Annotated in this window: 11 protein-coding genes; 6 read left to right on the plus strand and 5 right to left on the minus strand. The window is 46.1% G+C overall.

Annotation, left to right across the window (positions count from 1 at the left end; genetic code table 11):
• Positions 1 to 517 precede the first annotated feature (517 nt).
• From R7Q39_RS06335 to dhaR, 4 genes are all read left to right on the plus strand, one after another.
• A complete protein-coding gene (locus tag R7Q39_RS06335; RefSeq protein ID WP_318075931.1) occupies positions 518 to 2,470 on the plus strand; it encodes a PTS mannitol transporter subunit IICBA in 1,953 nt (650 codons plus the stop codon).
• A gap of 111 nt (positions 2,471 to 2,581) precedes the next feature.
• On the plus strand, positions 2,582 to 3,730 hold the full coding sequence (locus R7Q39_RS06340; protein ID WP_238966710.1) for a mannitol-1-phosphate 5-dehydrogenase: 1,149 nt from the start codon (positions 2,582 to 2,584) through the stop codon (positions 3,728 to 3,730).
• Between the two features lie 86 nt (positions 3,731 to 3,816).
• Positions 3,817 to 4,347, plus strand: a complete 531-nt coding sequence (locus R7Q39_RS06345; protein ID WP_005379708.1) for an MltR family transcriptional regulator — start codon at positions 3,817 to 3,819, stop codon at positions 4,345 to 4,347.
• A gap of 145 nt (positions 4,348 to 4,492) precedes the next feature.
• Positions 4,493 to 6,418, plus strand: a complete 1,926-nt coding sequence (gene dhaR / locus R7Q39_RS06350) for a dihydroxyacetone kinase operon transcriptional regulator DhaR (RefSeq protein ID WP_318075932.1) — start codon at positions 4,493 to 4,495, stop codon at positions 6,416 to 6,418.
• 80 nt (positions 6,419 to 6,498) lie between these two features.
• Here the strand turns inward: dhaR and ptsP are convergent, their stop codons facing one another.
• Genes ptsP through dhaK form a run of 3 tightly spaced genes read right to left on the minus strand, consistent with a single transcriptional unit; the run spans position 6,499 to position 10,609 of the window.
• Positions 6,499 to 8,898: a phosphoenolpyruvate--protein phosphotransferase gene (gene ptsP, locus R7Q39_RS06355; protein ID WP_318075933.1), complete on the minus strand. Its 2,400-nt coding sequence runs from the start codon at positions 8,896 to 8,898 to the stop codon at positions 6,499 to 6,501.
• A 1-nt stretch (position 8,899) separates the two neighbouring features.
• Entirely contained in the window at positions 8,900 to 9,535 is a 636-nt protein-coding gene (gene dhaL / locus R7Q39_RS06360) for a dihydroxyacetone kinase subunit DhaL (protein WP_318075934.1), read from the minus strand.
• Positions 9,536 to 9,550: 15 nt separating this feature from the next.
• The gene (dhaK, locus tag R7Q39_RS06365; RefSeq protein WP_213879957.1) at positions 9,551 to 10,609 is read right to left on the minus strand and encodes a dihydroxyacetone kinase subunit DhaK; all 1,059 of its coding nucleotides are present in this window, start codon (positions 10,607 to 10,609) and stop codon (positions 9,551 to 9,553) included.
• A 352-nt stretch (positions 10,610 to 10,961) separates the two neighbouring features.
• Between dhaK and R7Q39_RS06370 the strand changes: the two genes are divergently transcribed.
• Positions 10,962 to 12,044 (plus strand): glycerol dehydrogenase, encoded by a 1,083-nt coding sequence (locus R7Q39_RS06370; RefSeq protein ID WP_318075935.1) that lies wholly within the window; start codon positions 10,962 to 10,964, stop codon positions 12,042 to 12,044.
• An 84-nt stretch (positions 12,045 to 12,128) separates the two neighbouring features.
• On the opposite strand, the gene glmS is transcribed toward R7Q39_RS06370, so the two are convergent.
• Complete coding sequence (gene glmS, locus R7Q39_RS06375; protein WP_033906046.1) at positions 12,129 to 13,961, minus strand: glutamine--fructose-6-phosphate transaminase (isomerizing); 1,833 nt, start codon at positions 13,959 to 13,961, stop codon at positions 12,129 to 12,131.
• A gap of 110 nt (positions 13,962 to 14,071) precedes the next feature.
• The gene (locus R7Q39_RS06380) at positions 14,072 to 14,833 is read right to left on the minus strand and encodes a DeoR/GlpR family DNA-binding transcription regulator (RefSeq protein WP_005379701.1); all 762 of its coding nucleotides are present in this window, start codon (positions 14,831 to 14,833) and stop codon (positions 14,072 to 14,074) included.
• 433 nt (positions 14,834 to 15,266) lie between these two features.
• On the opposite strand from R7Q39_RS06380, the gene pykF reads away from it, so the two are divergent.
• Positions 15,267 to 16,679 (plus strand): pyruvate kinase PykF, encoded by a 1,413-nt coding sequence (gene pykF / locus R7Q39_RS06385; RefSeq protein WP_005392243.1) that lies wholly within the window; start codon positions 15,267 to 15,269, stop codon positions 16,677 to 16,679.
• Positions 16,680 to 16,699 lie beyond the last annotated feature (20 nt).

Consider the following 16,699-nt stretch of genomic DNA (forward strand, 5'->3'; position numbering starts at 1 on the left):
AATTAGGCGTGCTCCGTGAAGTGCGCCGAAAAGACTCTTATAGATACAATCTATCGAAAGATCTAGATAGCATTTATCTCACCAATTCCGTCACAAACTTTCACAAAAAACAAAAACAGATCCAGGTCACACTTTAAATCCACCACAACTCAACACAAAACGTGACATTGATCATTACAAGTATTTAATTCGAATTTCAAAAAAAATCAAAAGTGATCAAAGTCACAAAGTATTTTGATTTTAAATTTGTCAGAAGATCGGATTGATCACTAAGATTTTTATTGACAGATTTAAAAGTGGCTTTTTGTTATTAAGTTACAAGTTAATAAGTTGAACTTGGTCACTTAAAAACCGTTTCTCAGCCTAAGAAATGCGGGCGTAGATCACGAAAAACCCGTTGTCAGTTCCAATTGGAAAATGTGTGGTAAATTGATTGGGTACTAAGCAATCAAACAAACGGTTTTGGCGAACCGTTTACTACAACAAGATTCATCAGAACATCGAACGGGGAATTGTTATGATATCACCAGATGCCAAGATCAAGATACAAAATTTTGGTCGTTTTCTGTCAAACATGGTAATGCCAAACATCGGCGCGTTTATCGCGTGGGGCTTTATCACTGCTCTATTTATCCCAACGGGATGGCTACCAAACGAAACGTTAGCCTCTATGGTTGGCCCAATGATTACCTACTTGCTGCCACTACTTATCGGTTACACCGGTGGTAAATTAGTTGGTGGCGATCGTGGTGCGGTAGTCGGTGCAATCACAACAATGGGTGTGATTGTAGGCACAGACATCCCAATGTTTATGGGCGCAATGATGGTCGGCCCAATGGGCGGCTGGGCTATCAAGAAATTCGATAACTACATCGATGGTAAAGTAAAAAGTGGCTTCGAGATGTTGGTTAACAACTTCTCTGCGGGCATCATCGGCATGCTATGTGCGATCCTTGCCTTCATCTTTATCGGTCCATTCGTAAAAATTCTTTCTGGTGGCTTGGCGGCCGGCGTTAACTTCCTAGTTTCTGCTCACCTACTACCACTGACTTCAATCTTCGTTGAGCCTGCGAAGATCCTTTTCCTAAACAATGCGATCAACCACGGTATTTTCTCTCCACTGGGTATCCAGCAAGCGTCTGAAACAGGTCAGTCGATCTTCTTCCTAATCGAAGCAAACCCAGGTCCTGGTCTAGGTATCCTGCTAGCTTACATGGTGTTTGGTAAAGGTACGGCTCGTCAAACTGCAGGTGGTGCATCAATCATCCACTTCTTCGGCGGTATCCACGAGATTTACTTCCCATACATCCTAATGAACCCTCGCCTAATCCTTGCGTCTATCGCAGGCGGTATGACTGGCGTATTCGTTCTAACTTTGTTTAACGCAGGTATCGTTTCTCCAGCATCACCAGGTTCAATCTTTGCAATCTTGTTGATGACTCAGAAAGGTTCAATCGTTGGTGTTCTGGCGTCTATCGCAGCGGCAACAGGCGTGTCATTCGCCGTAGCAGCACTGCTAATGAAGACACAAACGTCAACAGAAGAAGACGGTGATGAAGCAGCACTAGAGAAAGCAACATCACAAATGAAAGACATGAAATCTGCATCTAAAAACGATGCGGTGGTAAACAGCCAAAGCAAAGGTGACGTAGACCTAGCGACAGTACAAAGCATCATTGTCGCTTGTGATGCGGGCATGGGCTCGAGTGCAATGGGCGCGAGCATGCTACGCAAAAAGGTTCAAGACGCAGGTCTGAACATCCACGTAACCAACCTTGCCATTAACAGCTTACCAGAGAGTGCAGATATCGTGATTACTCATAAAGACTTAACGGATCGTGCACGTAAGCATGCTCCAAACGCACACCACATTTCATTGACTAACTTCCTAGACAGCGAGATGTACAACCAGCTAGTCACCAAACTACTAGCAGCACAAAACCAATCCGCAGCCAATGACGACCAAATGGTAAAAGTGTCGCTCGTGGCAGCAAACGACGACAACTTCGAGCCACAGCAAACGTCGGTGTTCCAAATCCAGCGTGAAAACATTCACCTAGGTTTGAAAGCTGCCAACAAAGAAGAAGCGATTCGCTTCGCGGGCAACAAGTTGGTCGAACTTGGCTACGCAGAACCAGAATACGTAGACGCGATGTTTGAGCGTGAAGCATTGGTTCCAACTTACCTAGGCGAATCTATCGCAGTGCCTCACGGCACGGTGGAAGCGAAAGACCGCGTGAAGAAAACCGGCATTGTAATCTGCCAATACCCATCGGGTATCCAATTTACTGAAGACGACGACGATGTTGCGAAACTGGTTATCGGCATTGCCGCTAAGAACGATGAGCACATCCAGGTGATTACCACCATTACGAACGCGCTCGATGAGCCGGAGGCAATTGAGAAGCTAACCAGCACCAACGATGTGGAAGAGATTCTAAACATCCTTGGCGGTCAACAAGCGGCTTAATTACCCCTTTAATTTGCTCCTGAGGCAAATGAGGTCAGCTGTCACCCCCTATGCGGTTGGCCTCCCCCTAGTTTCGTAAGTCAACATTTTAGACATTGGTAGGTAAGAATTATGAAAAACGCAGTTCATTTTGGCGCAGGTAACATTGGTCGTGGCTTCATCGGTAAACTATTAGCAGACGCAGAAGTCGAGGTGACATTCGCAGACGTTGACGCTCCACTCGTCGACCAACTGAGTCACAAGCAAGAATACAAAGTAAAAGTGGTCGGTACTGAGTGCCAAATCGACACAGTAACTCACGTCACCGCAGTAAACTCAGCCAGTGAAGATGTCATTGACCGCATTGTAAAAACCGACTTGGTAACAACAGCGGTTGGCCCTAACGTACTGGACATCATTGCAAAAACCATCGCTACCGGCATTGCTAAACGCCTTGCAGCAGGTAACGATAAACCATTGAACATCATAGCGTGTGAAAACATGGTTCGTGGCACCACACACCTAAAAGGTGAAGTGTACAAACACTTGGATGAATCATTGCACGCGAAAGCAGACGAGTTGGTTGGCTTTGTCGATTCAGCGGTAGACCGTATCGTACCACCAGCAGAAGCGGCGAACGATGACCCACTAGAAGTCACTGTAGAGAGTTTTAGCGAATGGATTGTGGATGAGCAGCAATTCAAGGGCGAAATCCCTGACATAGCTGGCATGGAAAGAACCAACAACCTAATGGCATTCGTAGAACGCAAGCTGTTCACTCTCAATACTGGTCACTGCATTACCGCTTACCTAGGTTGCTTGAAAGGCCATCGCACCATTCGTGAAGCAATTGAAGACCCAAGCATTCACGCTGAAGTAAAACAGGCGATGCAAGAGAGTGGTGAAGTGCTGATCAAACGTTACGGCTTCGACCGTGACATGCACAACGCCTACATCGAGAAGATTTTAGGACGCTTTGCCAACCCATACTTAGTGGATGAGGTGGATCGCGTAGGTCGTCAACCAATTAGAAAATTGGGTGCAAACGATAGATTAGTGAAGCCTTTACTCGGTACAATTGAGTATGGCACTGAAAATCAAACACTTTTGAAAGGCATTGCCGCTGCGTTGAAGTACACTAACGACACTGACCCACAAGCCGTAGAGCTACAAAACTCATTAAAAGAAGTGGGTGTGAAGAAGACGCTAGCGACATACACAGGTCTTGCAGAAGACAGTGATGAAGTGGCTCAAATCGAGACACTTTACAACCAACTTTGATTTACCTAGGGGAGCTTGGCTCCCCTTCTATGTCCTTCTCTGCTTGAAGAGTTGGGATAGCTAATAATTAGAAATGTATTCAGTATATGGCAGATAACATCAACGAAACCGAGATCATTGAGCGATTAAACAGCGCCCCATCGGTACGAGGCTTTTTCATTGCAGCAGTCGACGTTTTTAACGATTCGATCGACGGGTTAGTGCAAAGAATCTTTCGTAAAGATAACTTCGCTGTTCAATCGGTTGTCGGTCCGCTGCTACAAGACTCTGGACCGCTGGGCGATCTGTCTGTTCGTTTGAAGTTATTGTTTGGCTTGGGAGTGCTCCCCGATGACATTTACCACGACATCGAAGACATCATCAAACTCAAAAACCAACTCAATAGTGACGCTTCAGATTACGAATTCACTGACCCGAATATTCTAGAACCAATTAAGAAACTGCACTTGGTGAAGAAAATGGGCATGGTGCAACTGGAAGTCAGCGAACCAGATGACGACATCGACCTTGAGTTTTATCAGCTACAACTGCAACGTCAACAACAAATCATTAAGTCAGGGCTCTCACTTGCCATTGTCGAGATTTGCAATGAGCTCGGCAAAGACAGCCCTTTTTAATCGAAAAACTGGCACGGAAGCCTCCTCAACTCGCCCCTCTTTTTGCACATTCTTCTATACAACGTGCGTGAAAGCCATCACAGTCCATATTCCGATGTCTCTGTAACATCAGACCAATCTATCGCTAGTATTGAAACGGTATCGCATGCTTTCAATCGAAGACACTAAAACTAAGTGGGAGTTTTTCCAGAAACACCACTGGGTATCTCCAGAATTTTCCCGCACTCCCGTCCTCGAGTCGTGGGAGCGTTGCATAAAGCAATGCAGCCCTTACACCTGGTCAAAACCACATATTGCCTCTGGATTTACCTTCTCATCTCTAATGAAGCGCAACGAACATCTCATCGAATGCGCCACGACCGTACTTGAAGATACGTACGATATGCTTGGTGACGAAGACCTGGTATTGATGGTAACCGATGGCAACGGCTGCATTCTATCTGTTGTGGGACATGACTCAATGCGACAAGAGATGCAAGCGCTCGGCATAAAACAAGGCTGTTTTCTCTCCGAAGGAAAGATAGGCACAAATGCAGTCAATCTCTGTATTAGTACTCATATCCCGTGTGAAGTTTTCGCAGCAGAACATTTCAATCGCCACTTACATCCTTATGCCTCTGTAGCGGCGCCTGTTTTCGACCAGTTTGGCAAGTTACGCGGCACAACATGCCTTCTCAAAAAAGCAGAGAGCTATAAGAAAGAAGACTTAGTCATCATCGCGTCGAGCGCGAAAGAAGTCAGCTTGCAAATCCACATTCAGTCGGAACAAGAAAACATGAACCGCCTCACTTGTGCGCATAACGCAACGTTAGAGTGCATGGATGACGGCCTTCTGGCCTGGGATGAAGAAAGCCGTATAACCATGGTAAATCACCAGTCCGAGCGTTTGTTAAACATTGAAGCCAGTCAGGTCTTGGGTAAAGAAGTCTTTTCTGTTTTGCGCTTCCCACCGAATGTCCTTACTAGTATTGAGTCAGGTGCGAGCATAAACCGCAAACTCACAACGGTAGAGGTTCGTGGCGAGTTTGTTGAAGCGATCATCACCTTGCGTCCACTCAAAGACGGCACACACTTATTGTTCTTGCACCCTATCGATAAAATTCGCGAACTTGCTCAACAACAAATAGGTGGCAGTGCGCGCTATACGTTCAGCACTTTGCCTGTCATTTCACGAAAAATGAAGCATGTCATTACCGTTGCAAAACGGGCCATAAAGTCCAAATCACCAATTCTAATTACAGGTGAAGAAGGCGTAGGAAAAGCCACTCTCGCCATGGCGATTCATAACGAAAGCACCTACAAAGAAGGGCCATTCATTACGCTCAACTGTCGCTCCATCAATACAGAGCAACTGGTCAAAGAAACCCTGGGATACGACGAGGGGCAAGGCATGCCTTCAAAGTTTGAGCTCGCCCATGGCGGTACGCTCTTTTTAGAAAAGGTGGAATATCTGTCGCCCGATTTACAAGCCGTGCTACTTAAGTTGTTAAAAACTGGGCTCGTCAGCCGCAGCGACAGTTTGCGATTGATCCCCGTAGACTTTCAACTTATCACCAGCACCTCTTCAGAGATCAGCGAGTATGTCACTCAGCGCTCATTTGGTCGGCAACTTTATTATGAAATCTCCTCGAACGAGCTGCATATTCCACCACTACGAAAGCGTAAAGAAGACATTGAATTTCTCGTCCAGCAGCTTATCAGCCATTACGAACGCCGCCACAATGTGACTATCTCGATAGAGCCAGTCGCACTGGAAGCGTTGATGAATTTTCGTTGGTCAGGCAACAACTCTGAATTAAGAAATCGAACTGAGCGAATTTTGCTTAACCGCAGTTCCAACTTAATCAAGCTGAACGATATTCCTGAAGACATTAAACTGAATTCTCGCCATACCGCAGAAAATACGCCAGTAATCACGTTAGAAGAAGCCGAGAGAAGAGCGATTGTTCAGGCTTGGAATCAGTGTGATGGCAAAATGCATGATATGGCGAAAGCATTGCAAATTGGCCGCACGACCTTATGGAGAAAAATTAATAAGTTTGGGCTGCAGGAGCAAATGAAGCTGTATTAAGTCGTGAATTGGCGTTCCTATAACAAAAGTAAAACCGGCGTAAGCACGCCGGTACAGGTGTACTAACGATAAGGTATCGATTAAACATCGACAGACAACTGACGAATCTGCGCTTTTAGTCCCGGTAGCATGCTCGAACTGGCGCTGAATTTTCGCAACCCCACGCGGAGCAATGTTTCTGTGGCATTTGGATCGCCAGCCATCTCACCACACATACTAACCGGTATGCCCGCGCGATCGCCTGCTGCACACGTGAGCTCAATGGCTTTTAGTACCGATGGTTCAAAGTAGTTCACCAATTCAGCAACAGCGGCGTTACCTCGATCGGCGGCCATAACATATTGAGTCAAATCATTGGTGCCGATAGAGAAAAAGTCGACTTCTTGGGCTAACGCATCAGCATTTAATACCGCGGCTGGCACCTCAATCATAATACCAACGGGCAAATGAGTCGCATCCAAGCCGAGTTGGTTTGCTTGATGCGCCAACAGCACTTTTACTTTTCTCACTTCTTCAACCTGAGCCACCATCGGTATCATCAATTGAATATTCGGTTGCTCGTGAAAGGCTCTCAGAATGGCTCGAAGTTGAGCGGTAAACAATGACTCATGTTGAAGGCACAACCGCACCCCTCTCAAACCTAAAAATGGATTATCTTCCGCTGGCATAGGATAAGCGGCTAAAGGCTTATCACCGCCAACATCTAGACTACGAATCGTAAGTGGCTTATCACCAAGTGCGGCGGCAATATCACGATACACTTGGTATTGCACTTCCTCAGTTGGCAACTCATCACTGTTTTGAAATAGAAACTCAGTCCGAAATAGACCAACGCCCTCAGCTCCTGATGTTAGTGCATCATCAATATCTTTCGGTCCACCAATATTGGCGAATACTGGAATATGGACACCATCACAGGTGACTGCGGCTTGCTGAGCACTCGCTAGTGCACTTTGTCGGGTGCTTTGCCACTCAATTTGTTGCGCTTCTAATTCCTGCTGTACGGCATCTGAAGGAGAGAACCATAAATGCCCTCGGAAGCCATCAATAGTCACCACTTGACCAGCACGCACAGCATCAAGGCAGCCCTGAGCTTTAACGATGGCAGGAATACCCATCGCACGGGCAAGAATCGCACTGTGAGAGGTTTTTCCTCCTTCACTCAAACAGATACCAAGCACTTTCGATTTATCAAGCCCGGCCACATCAGAAGGCATCAGGTCGCGGGCCAACAAAATACTCGGTTCCTGAATGTCGATGGCATTAGGCGTTACGCCTGTCATTTCAACCATAACTTGGCGTGCGATATCATGCACATCAGCTTCGCGTTCCCGCATGTACTGACTTTCTGCCTGGCGAAACTCTTCGGCCAACCTTTGCAGTGATTCTACCCAAGCTTGCTCGGCTATCATGCCCGTTTGAATTCGCGACTCGACCGATGCCCATAATTCTGGGTCACTGAGCATCATGCTATGAGCAGCAAATATTTCCCCTTTCGGCTGCTTCGCTTGCTCCTGCAAATGTTGAACAACCACGCCTATCGCACGCTTAACCCGTTCAATTTCATCTTGTTCACTTTGGAAATCACGTTCAGGCACAGCTGGCATTTCATGAGTAAAAAGGACAGCAGGAGCAGTAGCGATACCGTCATTAACTCGAATACCAACAACAGCACCTTCAATCTGACTTGAGGCTATGCCATCGAGCAGAGTATCCGAGCTTTCTTCAGGTTCGACAATGCCTTGCTCAACCGCCTCTTTTTCTCCGAAGTGCTCACTAGCTAAGGCTTCAAATGCCTTGATTGCTTCACTGGATTGAGAGCCGAGTGCGCACAGCGTGATCGTCTCTTGGCTACGAACGCCAAGTTTCGCAATGCTGTTTAAGCTTTTCGCGTTCACACGGCGCTCGCCTTTTTTCAACCATAATTGGCAGTCAAAAGGCGCGAGTGCACCAACAATGGCCGCAGCGGGACGAGCATGTAATCCATGCGGATTTTGCACTACCCAATCAAATGTCCGTTCTTGCTCAAAGTTCTCTGATACTGGCGCTATCTCAGCGGACGTTAGTGGCTGATCACCAAGGTGCTCTTGTTTTACGCTTAACGCATTCTGTGCCTCTTCGACTACCGTCGATAAAGGTAGTCCGGCGGCGGCAGCCACCGACGCCGCCATGGTTCCTTCAACAATAGGTGCCGAGATAAGGGTGACATTTTCCCTCACATGATCATCAATCAGATCCAGAGCCATTTCCGTGCTAAGCAACGCGCTGCCAAGATCCATCAACACAACAACCCCTTGTTGATCTTGTACCTGCTCAATCGCTTCCATCACTGCAATGGCATCGGTTCCGATCGGGTTCTCTGGATCATCAATCCCAGCAGCAATCGCAAGCTTGGCTTTGCCTTGCGTCATTTGGGTGGCAAGTTCTGCCACCCCTTCTGCAAGTCGACGACTATGAGATACAACTACAATTCCCACCATCTTAACTACCTGCTATTGCCTGCTGTAGTGCTTTAATCATTAACAAAGAAGAGGTTGCACCGGGGTCTTGGTGGCCAATACTACGTTCACCTAAATAGCTTGCTCGCCCTTTTTTCGCCAACATTTCAATCGTGGCAACCGCGTTCGTTTCTGCTAGCTCAACCATTTCATTCAGTAAGTGATCGGCGTTCATGCCATTTTCTAACGACGCCTTCACGCTAACTAAAACGGGTAACCAAACATCACACATGGTTTTATCACCCAGTTCTGCTTTACCACGAGACACCACGCCATCCACACCGCTTTTTAGTGCATCCACTAACTCTTCAAACGTTAATTGCTCTCGAGTTCCGACAGCGGCAGCCGTGCGAATAAACAGCGTGCCATACAGCGGGCCACTTGCCCCACCGACACTAGAAAGCAAGGTCATGCCCGTATTCTTGAGAATGCTGCCGATATTTTGGTCCGCAAATTGCGGCAGTTTTTCAGCAACTTTTTTAAAGCCTCGGTTCATATTGAGACCATGGTCTGCGTCACCAATATCACGATCAAGGTCGGTCAGAAAATCTTGATTCTCTTGATACGTTTTCGCACATAACTCTAACCAGTGAACGATATGTTGTTTTTCGATTTGCATGTTTGCTCCCCCCTGTTACCACTTGATTGCAGCCGTATCGACAGGAGCATCAAACAGCTCCAACATCTCTTTATCTGCTTTCAGCAACGTAATTGAAACGCCTTCCATATCGAGTGACGTACAGAAGTTACCAACCATATTACGCACGATACGGAACCCTGCTTGCTCGCAGTTATGAGCCAGACGACGGTACACTCCGTAAAGCTCTGAAGTTGGCGTACCACCCATACCATTCACCATCACGATGTAGTCGTGCTCAGCGGCGAAAGGCTCAATGCTGGATTCCACTTCATCCCATTCACCTTCGTCACGATTCCAAATACGCAATGTGCGCTGATAAGGCGTGTTTTCAGCAACTTCAGCAAACATCTCATCCACTAACGTATCGGCGTCGATGTATTTCACTCGCTTGATACCTGGTTCACCATGGATACCAACACCAAACTCAACTTCATCATCTTCCAGAACAAAAGATGGTTTACCCGCCGCTGGTACAACACAAGCATTAAGTGCCACACCAAATGAACGACAGTGATTATTCACGCGACGAGCCAGTGCTTCACATTGCTCCAGCGAATAACCTTTGTTCGCGGCAGCCCCAACTAACTTTTCAACCAATACCGTTCCAGCAACGCCACGGCGACCAGCGGTGTATAGGCTGTCTTTGACTGCAACATCGTCATCCACCAACACCGACCCAACTTTGATACCATCGGTATGAAGGAGCTCCACGGCCGTTTCAAAGTTCAACACGTCTCCGGTGTAGTTTTTAATGATAAATAGCACGCCTTCACCAGTATTCACTTGGTTGCCACATTCGTACATTTGATCTGGCGTTGGTGAAGTAAACACCTCACCAGGACAGGCGCCTGTCAGCATGCCTTTACCAATAAAACCAGCGTGCAAAGGTTCATGACCACAGCCACCACCAGAAACCAGTGCCACTTGCCCCGGCGTTTCCTCGTGCCACATGTAACGAGGTTCGTAGTTAGCTTTTAGCTCAGGGCGGGACAATGCTAGGCCTTCCATTTGCTGCAATACAACATCATCGACTTGGTTAATTAACTTTTTCATCGTTCTATCTCATTCCATTTATATTTTTATGTAGGGTATGAATTCATCTTAAACAGAGAAAAAACGTGCTCAACAAAAATCAATCTGTTTCATATTGAAACAACGACTTCGGTATTTTCGTTTCAATATGAAACGAAAAACGACAGATTCGCTTGAATAGTGATCGGCGCCATAAAGCATGCTGATGCTTATTACTTCTGAGAGTCAGTTTGACACAGAGGTCATAAAAGCATGGAACAAAAGCAGAGATATCCTTCACCACTTACCACACCAAACCTAATATAAACCTTATCCCTACAATGGATATTCATTGCAGTCCAAAACACACATAAAAAGGTTAAAGGTTTGAATTATGGACAAAATTATTATCAGCCCAAGCAAATACGTCCAAGGTGAACAAGTACTTACATCTATCGCTCACTATGTGAAAACATTAGGTGAACGTCCGTTAGTAATTGCCGATGAGTTCGTGACTAACCTGGTTGGTGATGACGTCAAACAAAGCTTTGCTGACGAAAAGCTTCCACTCACTATGAACATTTTTGGTGGCGAATGTTCGCGCGTTGAGATTGAACGCATCACGGACATTTGTGCCACTCAAAAACACGATGTCATTGTCGGTATTGGTGGTGGTAAAACGTTAGATACAGCAAAGGCTGTTGCGTTTTACACCAAAATTCCTGTCGTGGTGGTTCCTACGATTGCCTCGACTGATGCGCCAACCTCAGCGCTTGCGGTGATATACACCCCTGAAGGTGAATTTGCAGAATATTTGATGATCCCTAAAAACCCAGACATGGTCATCATGGATACGTCAGTCATCGCCAAAGCCCCTGTTCGCTTACTTGTATCGGGGATGGGCGACGCGCTTTCCACCTACTTTGAAGCTCGTGCCAACATGACTTCTGGTAAGGCAACAATGGCTGGTGGGTTAGCGACGCGTTCAGCACAAGCGCTTGCGAAACTTTGCTATGAAACCTTGCTTGAAGATGGTGTAAAAGCAAAAGCTGCGGTAGAAAATGGTGTGAGCACCAAAGCGGTAGAAAACATTATTGAAGCCAATACATACCTGAGCGGTATCGGTTTTGAAAGCAGTGGTCTAGCGGGTGCTCACGCTATTCATAACGGCCTAACTAAGCTTGAAGAGTGTCATCATCTCTATCATGGTGAGAAAGTCGCGTTCGGCACACTAGTTCAGCTGGTATTAGAAAACGCAGCGATGGAAGAGATTAATACGGTTCTTGCATTCTGCCGCTCTATAGGTCTACCAACCAACTTATTTGATATGGGCGTTAAAGAGCTTAACCACGCTAAGTTGCGCGAGGTCGCCGAAGCCTCAACGGCCGAGGGAGAAACCATCCACAATATGCCATTCCCAGTGACGGCAGAAAATGTCTACTCTGCAATTCTAACCGCTCACCAGTTGGGTCAATAACTCACAAACCTTAAAATGGGTTTAAATAAAAAAGCGGCACATACTCTCGCATGTGCCGCTCAGGATTTTTGCTGTTAAGCGTAATTACTCAACCGTTACCGCTTTCGCTAGGTTACGTGGTTGGTCTACGTCCGTACCTTTGATCAGTGCTACGTAGTAAGACAGCAACTGCATTGGGATGGTGTAGTAGATCGCCGCCGTGATTTCACTAACGTGAGGCATAGTGATGATCTTCATTGTCTCATCGCCTTCGAAGCCTGCGTCTGCATCTGCGAATACGTATAGAAGGCCGCCACGCGCACGCACTTCTTCAACGTTTGATTTTAGCTTTTCAAGTAGGTCGTTGCTTGGTGCAACCACAACAACAGGCATGTCAGCATCAATTAGAGCCAGAGGACCGTGTTTCAGTTCACCCGCCGCGTACGCTTCTGCGTGGATGTACGAGATCTCTTTCAGTTTTAGAGACGCTTCCATCGCGATTGGGTAGAACTCGCCACGGCCTAGGAACAATGTGTGGTGCTTGTCTGCAAAATCCGTTGCAAGTGCTTCAATTTCTTTCTCGAAAGAAAGTGCCGCGTTGATTTGCTTAGGAAGTGCGTGTAGCGCTTCAACAATCTCTTTTTCTTTCTCTTTGCTGATGCGACCTTGCTCTTTACCCAGTGCTGTTACCAGCATAAGTAGTGCAGAAAGCTGAGTCGTGAACGCTTTGGTTGAAGCCACACCGATTTCAACACCAGCGCGAGTCATGAACGCAAAATCTGATTCACGAACCAGAGAAGAGCCTGCTACGTTACAAATGGTCATCGCCGCCATGTAACCTTTCTCTTTTGCTAGGCGAAGTGCTGCTAGGGTATCAGCGGTTTCACCAGACTGAGACAACGTGATCAATAGGCTGTTTGGACGAGTCACAAACTTGCGGTAACGGAACTCAGACGCGATTTCTACATCACAGCTAACGCCAGCAATGTCTTCAAACCAGTAACGTGCCGTCATACCTGCGTTGTAAGACGTACCACACGCGACGATTTGTACGTGTTCTACTTTGCTTAGAATGTCTGCCGCGTGCACACCGATCGCGTCTGTCACAACAGAGTCTGCCGTGATACGACCTTCCATTGTGTTGATCAACGCTTTAGGTTGCTCATAGATTTCTTTTTGCATGAAGTGACGGTATTGGCCTTTATCACCTGCATCATGCTCTGCGTTAGATTCAACAATTTCACGCTCAACTGGCTCACCCGTTGCATCAAACACAGTGACTTCACGGCGAGTAATTTCTGCTACGTCCCCTTCTTCTAGGTACATGAAACGGCGCGTAACGTTAAGTAATGCAAGTTGGTCAGACGCTAGGAAGTTTTCACCTACACCAAAACCGATCACGATCGGGCTGCCTGAACGCGCTACTACGATGCGTGAAGGATCTTTGCGATCCAACGCTACGGTGCCGTATGCGCCTTCAAGTTGTTTTGCTGTTTTTTGTACCGCTTCTAATAGCGTTTCTGAAGTACGAAGTTCCCACTCAACCATGTGTGCGATAACTTCTGTATCCGTTTGCGATTCAAACACGTAGCCACGAGATTGAAGCAGCTCACGCAGCTCTTCATGGTTTTCGATGATGCCGTTATGGACAACTGCGATATCACCAGACATGTGTGGGTGAGCATTGATTTCAGAAGGTTCACCGTGCGTCGCCCAACGAGTGTGCGCAATGCCAGTTCCGCCGATCACTTTTGCTTCTTCTACTGCATCAGCCAATTCTTGTACTTTACCCAAGCGACGAACGCGCGTTAGGTTTGATTCGCCATCAACAACCGCAACGCCAGCAGAGTCGTAACCGCGGTACTCTAAGCGGCGTAGACCTTCAACCAAAATTTCTGCAACATCTCGTTGTGCTACTGCACCTACGATTCCACACATGTGTTTATCTCCGTTTGTAGTTTTGTTCTTCCCTAGCCATGATTTCAAATAGAGGCAGCAAGCAAAGGCCTTTATCCAGAGGGAAGTGAAATATGAAACTGATTACATCATTAGGCGCAAATGACTTTCACGCCATGTTGTTCAATCTGTACTTTATGCTCTGCTTGGATATCTGCATCGGTCACCAACACATCAACTTGATGCCAAGCGAGCTCTAAGTTTGGGATCTTACGGCCGATTTTTTCGGACTCTATCATTACGATCACTTCACGTGACGCTTCTGCCATTACCTTACTTAAGCCAACCAACTCATTAAATGTCGTGGTTCCACGCTCGAGATCGATGCCATCCGCACCGATGAATAGTTGGTCAAAGTCGTAAGCTCGTAATACAGATTCGGCTACTTTGCCTTGAAAGGACTCTGAGTGCGTATCCCAAGTACCGCCAGTCATCAGCAGTGTCGGTTCGCTCTCTAATTCATTTAGGGCGTTAGCAACATGCAACGAGTTGGTCATGACCACTAAGCCACGTTTGTCATTCAACTGTTGAATCAGCGCGGCAGTCGTGCTGCCACTGTCGATCACGATGCGATTATGATCGCGAATCAATGATGCTGCTGCTTTTGCTAAGCTTAACTTTCGAGTCGAAACATTAGCGCCCAATTCTTCGTGAATGACTTCCTTTGGGATAGCAATCGCACCGCCATAGCGGCGTAGAAGTTGGCCGTTTTTCTCTAAAGAAGCTAAATCCTTTCTAATCGTGACCTCTGAGGTTTCGAATTTCTGAGCAAGTTCATCAACGCTGACTTCTCCTAGTTCAGAAACCAAGTTAGAAATGGCGTGTCTTCTTAATTGAGTATTTCGTTTCGACATTTAAGTTTTGACCTTAAGTTTCGATGTGAAACTTATTATAGTCAAACCGAAACTTTCAAGTCCATTTATTTCGATCCAAAAAATTAATATTTCTCGATAAAACCTTGTCCTAAGACAATTCTTAAACAGTGATATTGGATTCATTCAGTGGTAGAATTCGCCACCGAAAAGAAAAAAAATTACAGAATTGAAGGTTATTTTTTTGCAACTTTCTGCATATAAAGTGGGATTAGTCACAAAAAGGTAACCAAAATCGCCGATCTTTTAGTCATAAAATGACTAAACTTGGTGAAAGACTTTCAGAATCTGAAGTTCTAATAATGAGACGAAAAATCGGTGGATGACAGGTACTAAATGTCATCAAAAACGTCCTGACTTCAGAGTAAATAACCGACTTTCAAATTGTAACTATACTTACCGGAGAGTATCTTCCATGAAAAAGACCAAAATCGTATGTACGATTGGCCCTAAAACAGAATCTGTAGAGAAGCTAACTGAACTAGTTAACGCAGGCATGAACGTAATGCGCCTTAACTTCTCTCACGGTGACTACGAAGAACACGGCACTCGTATCGCGAACTTCCGTAAAGTAATGGAAGCTACTGGCAAACCACTAGCAATTCTTCTAGATACTAAAGGTCCAGAAATCCGCACTATCAAGCTAGAAGGCGGTAACGATGTTGATCTAGTAGCAGGTCAAGAATTCACTTTCACAACTGACACTTCAGTTGTAGGTAACAAAGATAAAGTTGCAGTAACTTACGCTGGTTTCGCAGCCGACCTAAACGTAGGTAACACTATCCTAGTAGACGACGGTCTAATCGAGATGGAAGTTATCTCTAAGACTGAAACTGAAGTTAAATGTAAAGTTCTTAACAACGGTGCACTAGGCGAAAACAAAGGTGTTAACCTTCCTGGCGTTTCTGTAAACCTACCTGCACTATCTGAAAAAGATAAGAACGACCTTAAATTTGGTTGTGAGCAAGGCGTTGACTTCGTAGCAGCTTCTTTCATCCGTAAAGCGTCTGACGTTCAAGAAATCCGTGAAGTACTTGCTGCAAACGGCGGCGAGAACATCCACATCATCTCTAAGATCGAAAACCAAGAAGGTGTTGATAACTTCGATGAGATCCTAGAGCTTTCTGACGGCATCATGGTTGCTCGTGGTGACCTAGGTGTTGAAATCCCAGCTGAAGAAGTAATCTTCGCTCAGAAAATGATGATCGAGAAGTGTAACCGTGCACGTAAGATGGTTATCACTGCAACTCAAATGCTTGATTCTATGATCAACAACCCACGTCCTACTCGTGCGGAAGCAGGCGACGTTGCTAACGCAGTAATGGACGGTACTGACGCAGTAATGCTTTCTGGTGAAACGGCGAAAGGTAAATACCCTGTTGAAGCGGTAACTATCATGGCTCAAATCGCGAACCGTACTGACTCAGCGCTAAAAGCTGAACTAGGTTCTCGTCTAGACAGCCCACGTCTTCGCATCACTGAAGCAGTATGTAAAGGCGCTGTAGACACAGCTGAGAAACTAGCAGCTCCACTTATCGTTGTTGCAACTGAAGGCGGTAAGTCTGCACGTTCAGTACGTAAGTACTTCCCAACTGCAAACATCCTAGCGCTAACAACTAACAAGAAAACTGCTGCACAGCTAGTTCTAACTAAAGGTGTTACTCCTGTAGTTGTTGATTCAATCGAAAGCACTGACGCATTCTACGTAGCGGGTAAAGAACTTGCTCTAGAATCAGGTCTAGGTAACAAAGGCGATATCGTTGTTATGGTTTCTGGCGCTCTAGTTGCTTCAGGTACTACGAACACAGCTTCTGTACACGTACTATAAGACTGAATTTTTAACACTTC

The organism is Vibrio sp. 947 (genome assembly GCF_033339115.1).
Taxonomy (GTDB): domain Bacteria; phylum Pseudomonadota; class Gammaproteobacteria; order Enterobacterales; family Vibrionaceae; genus Vibrio; species Vibrio alginolyticus.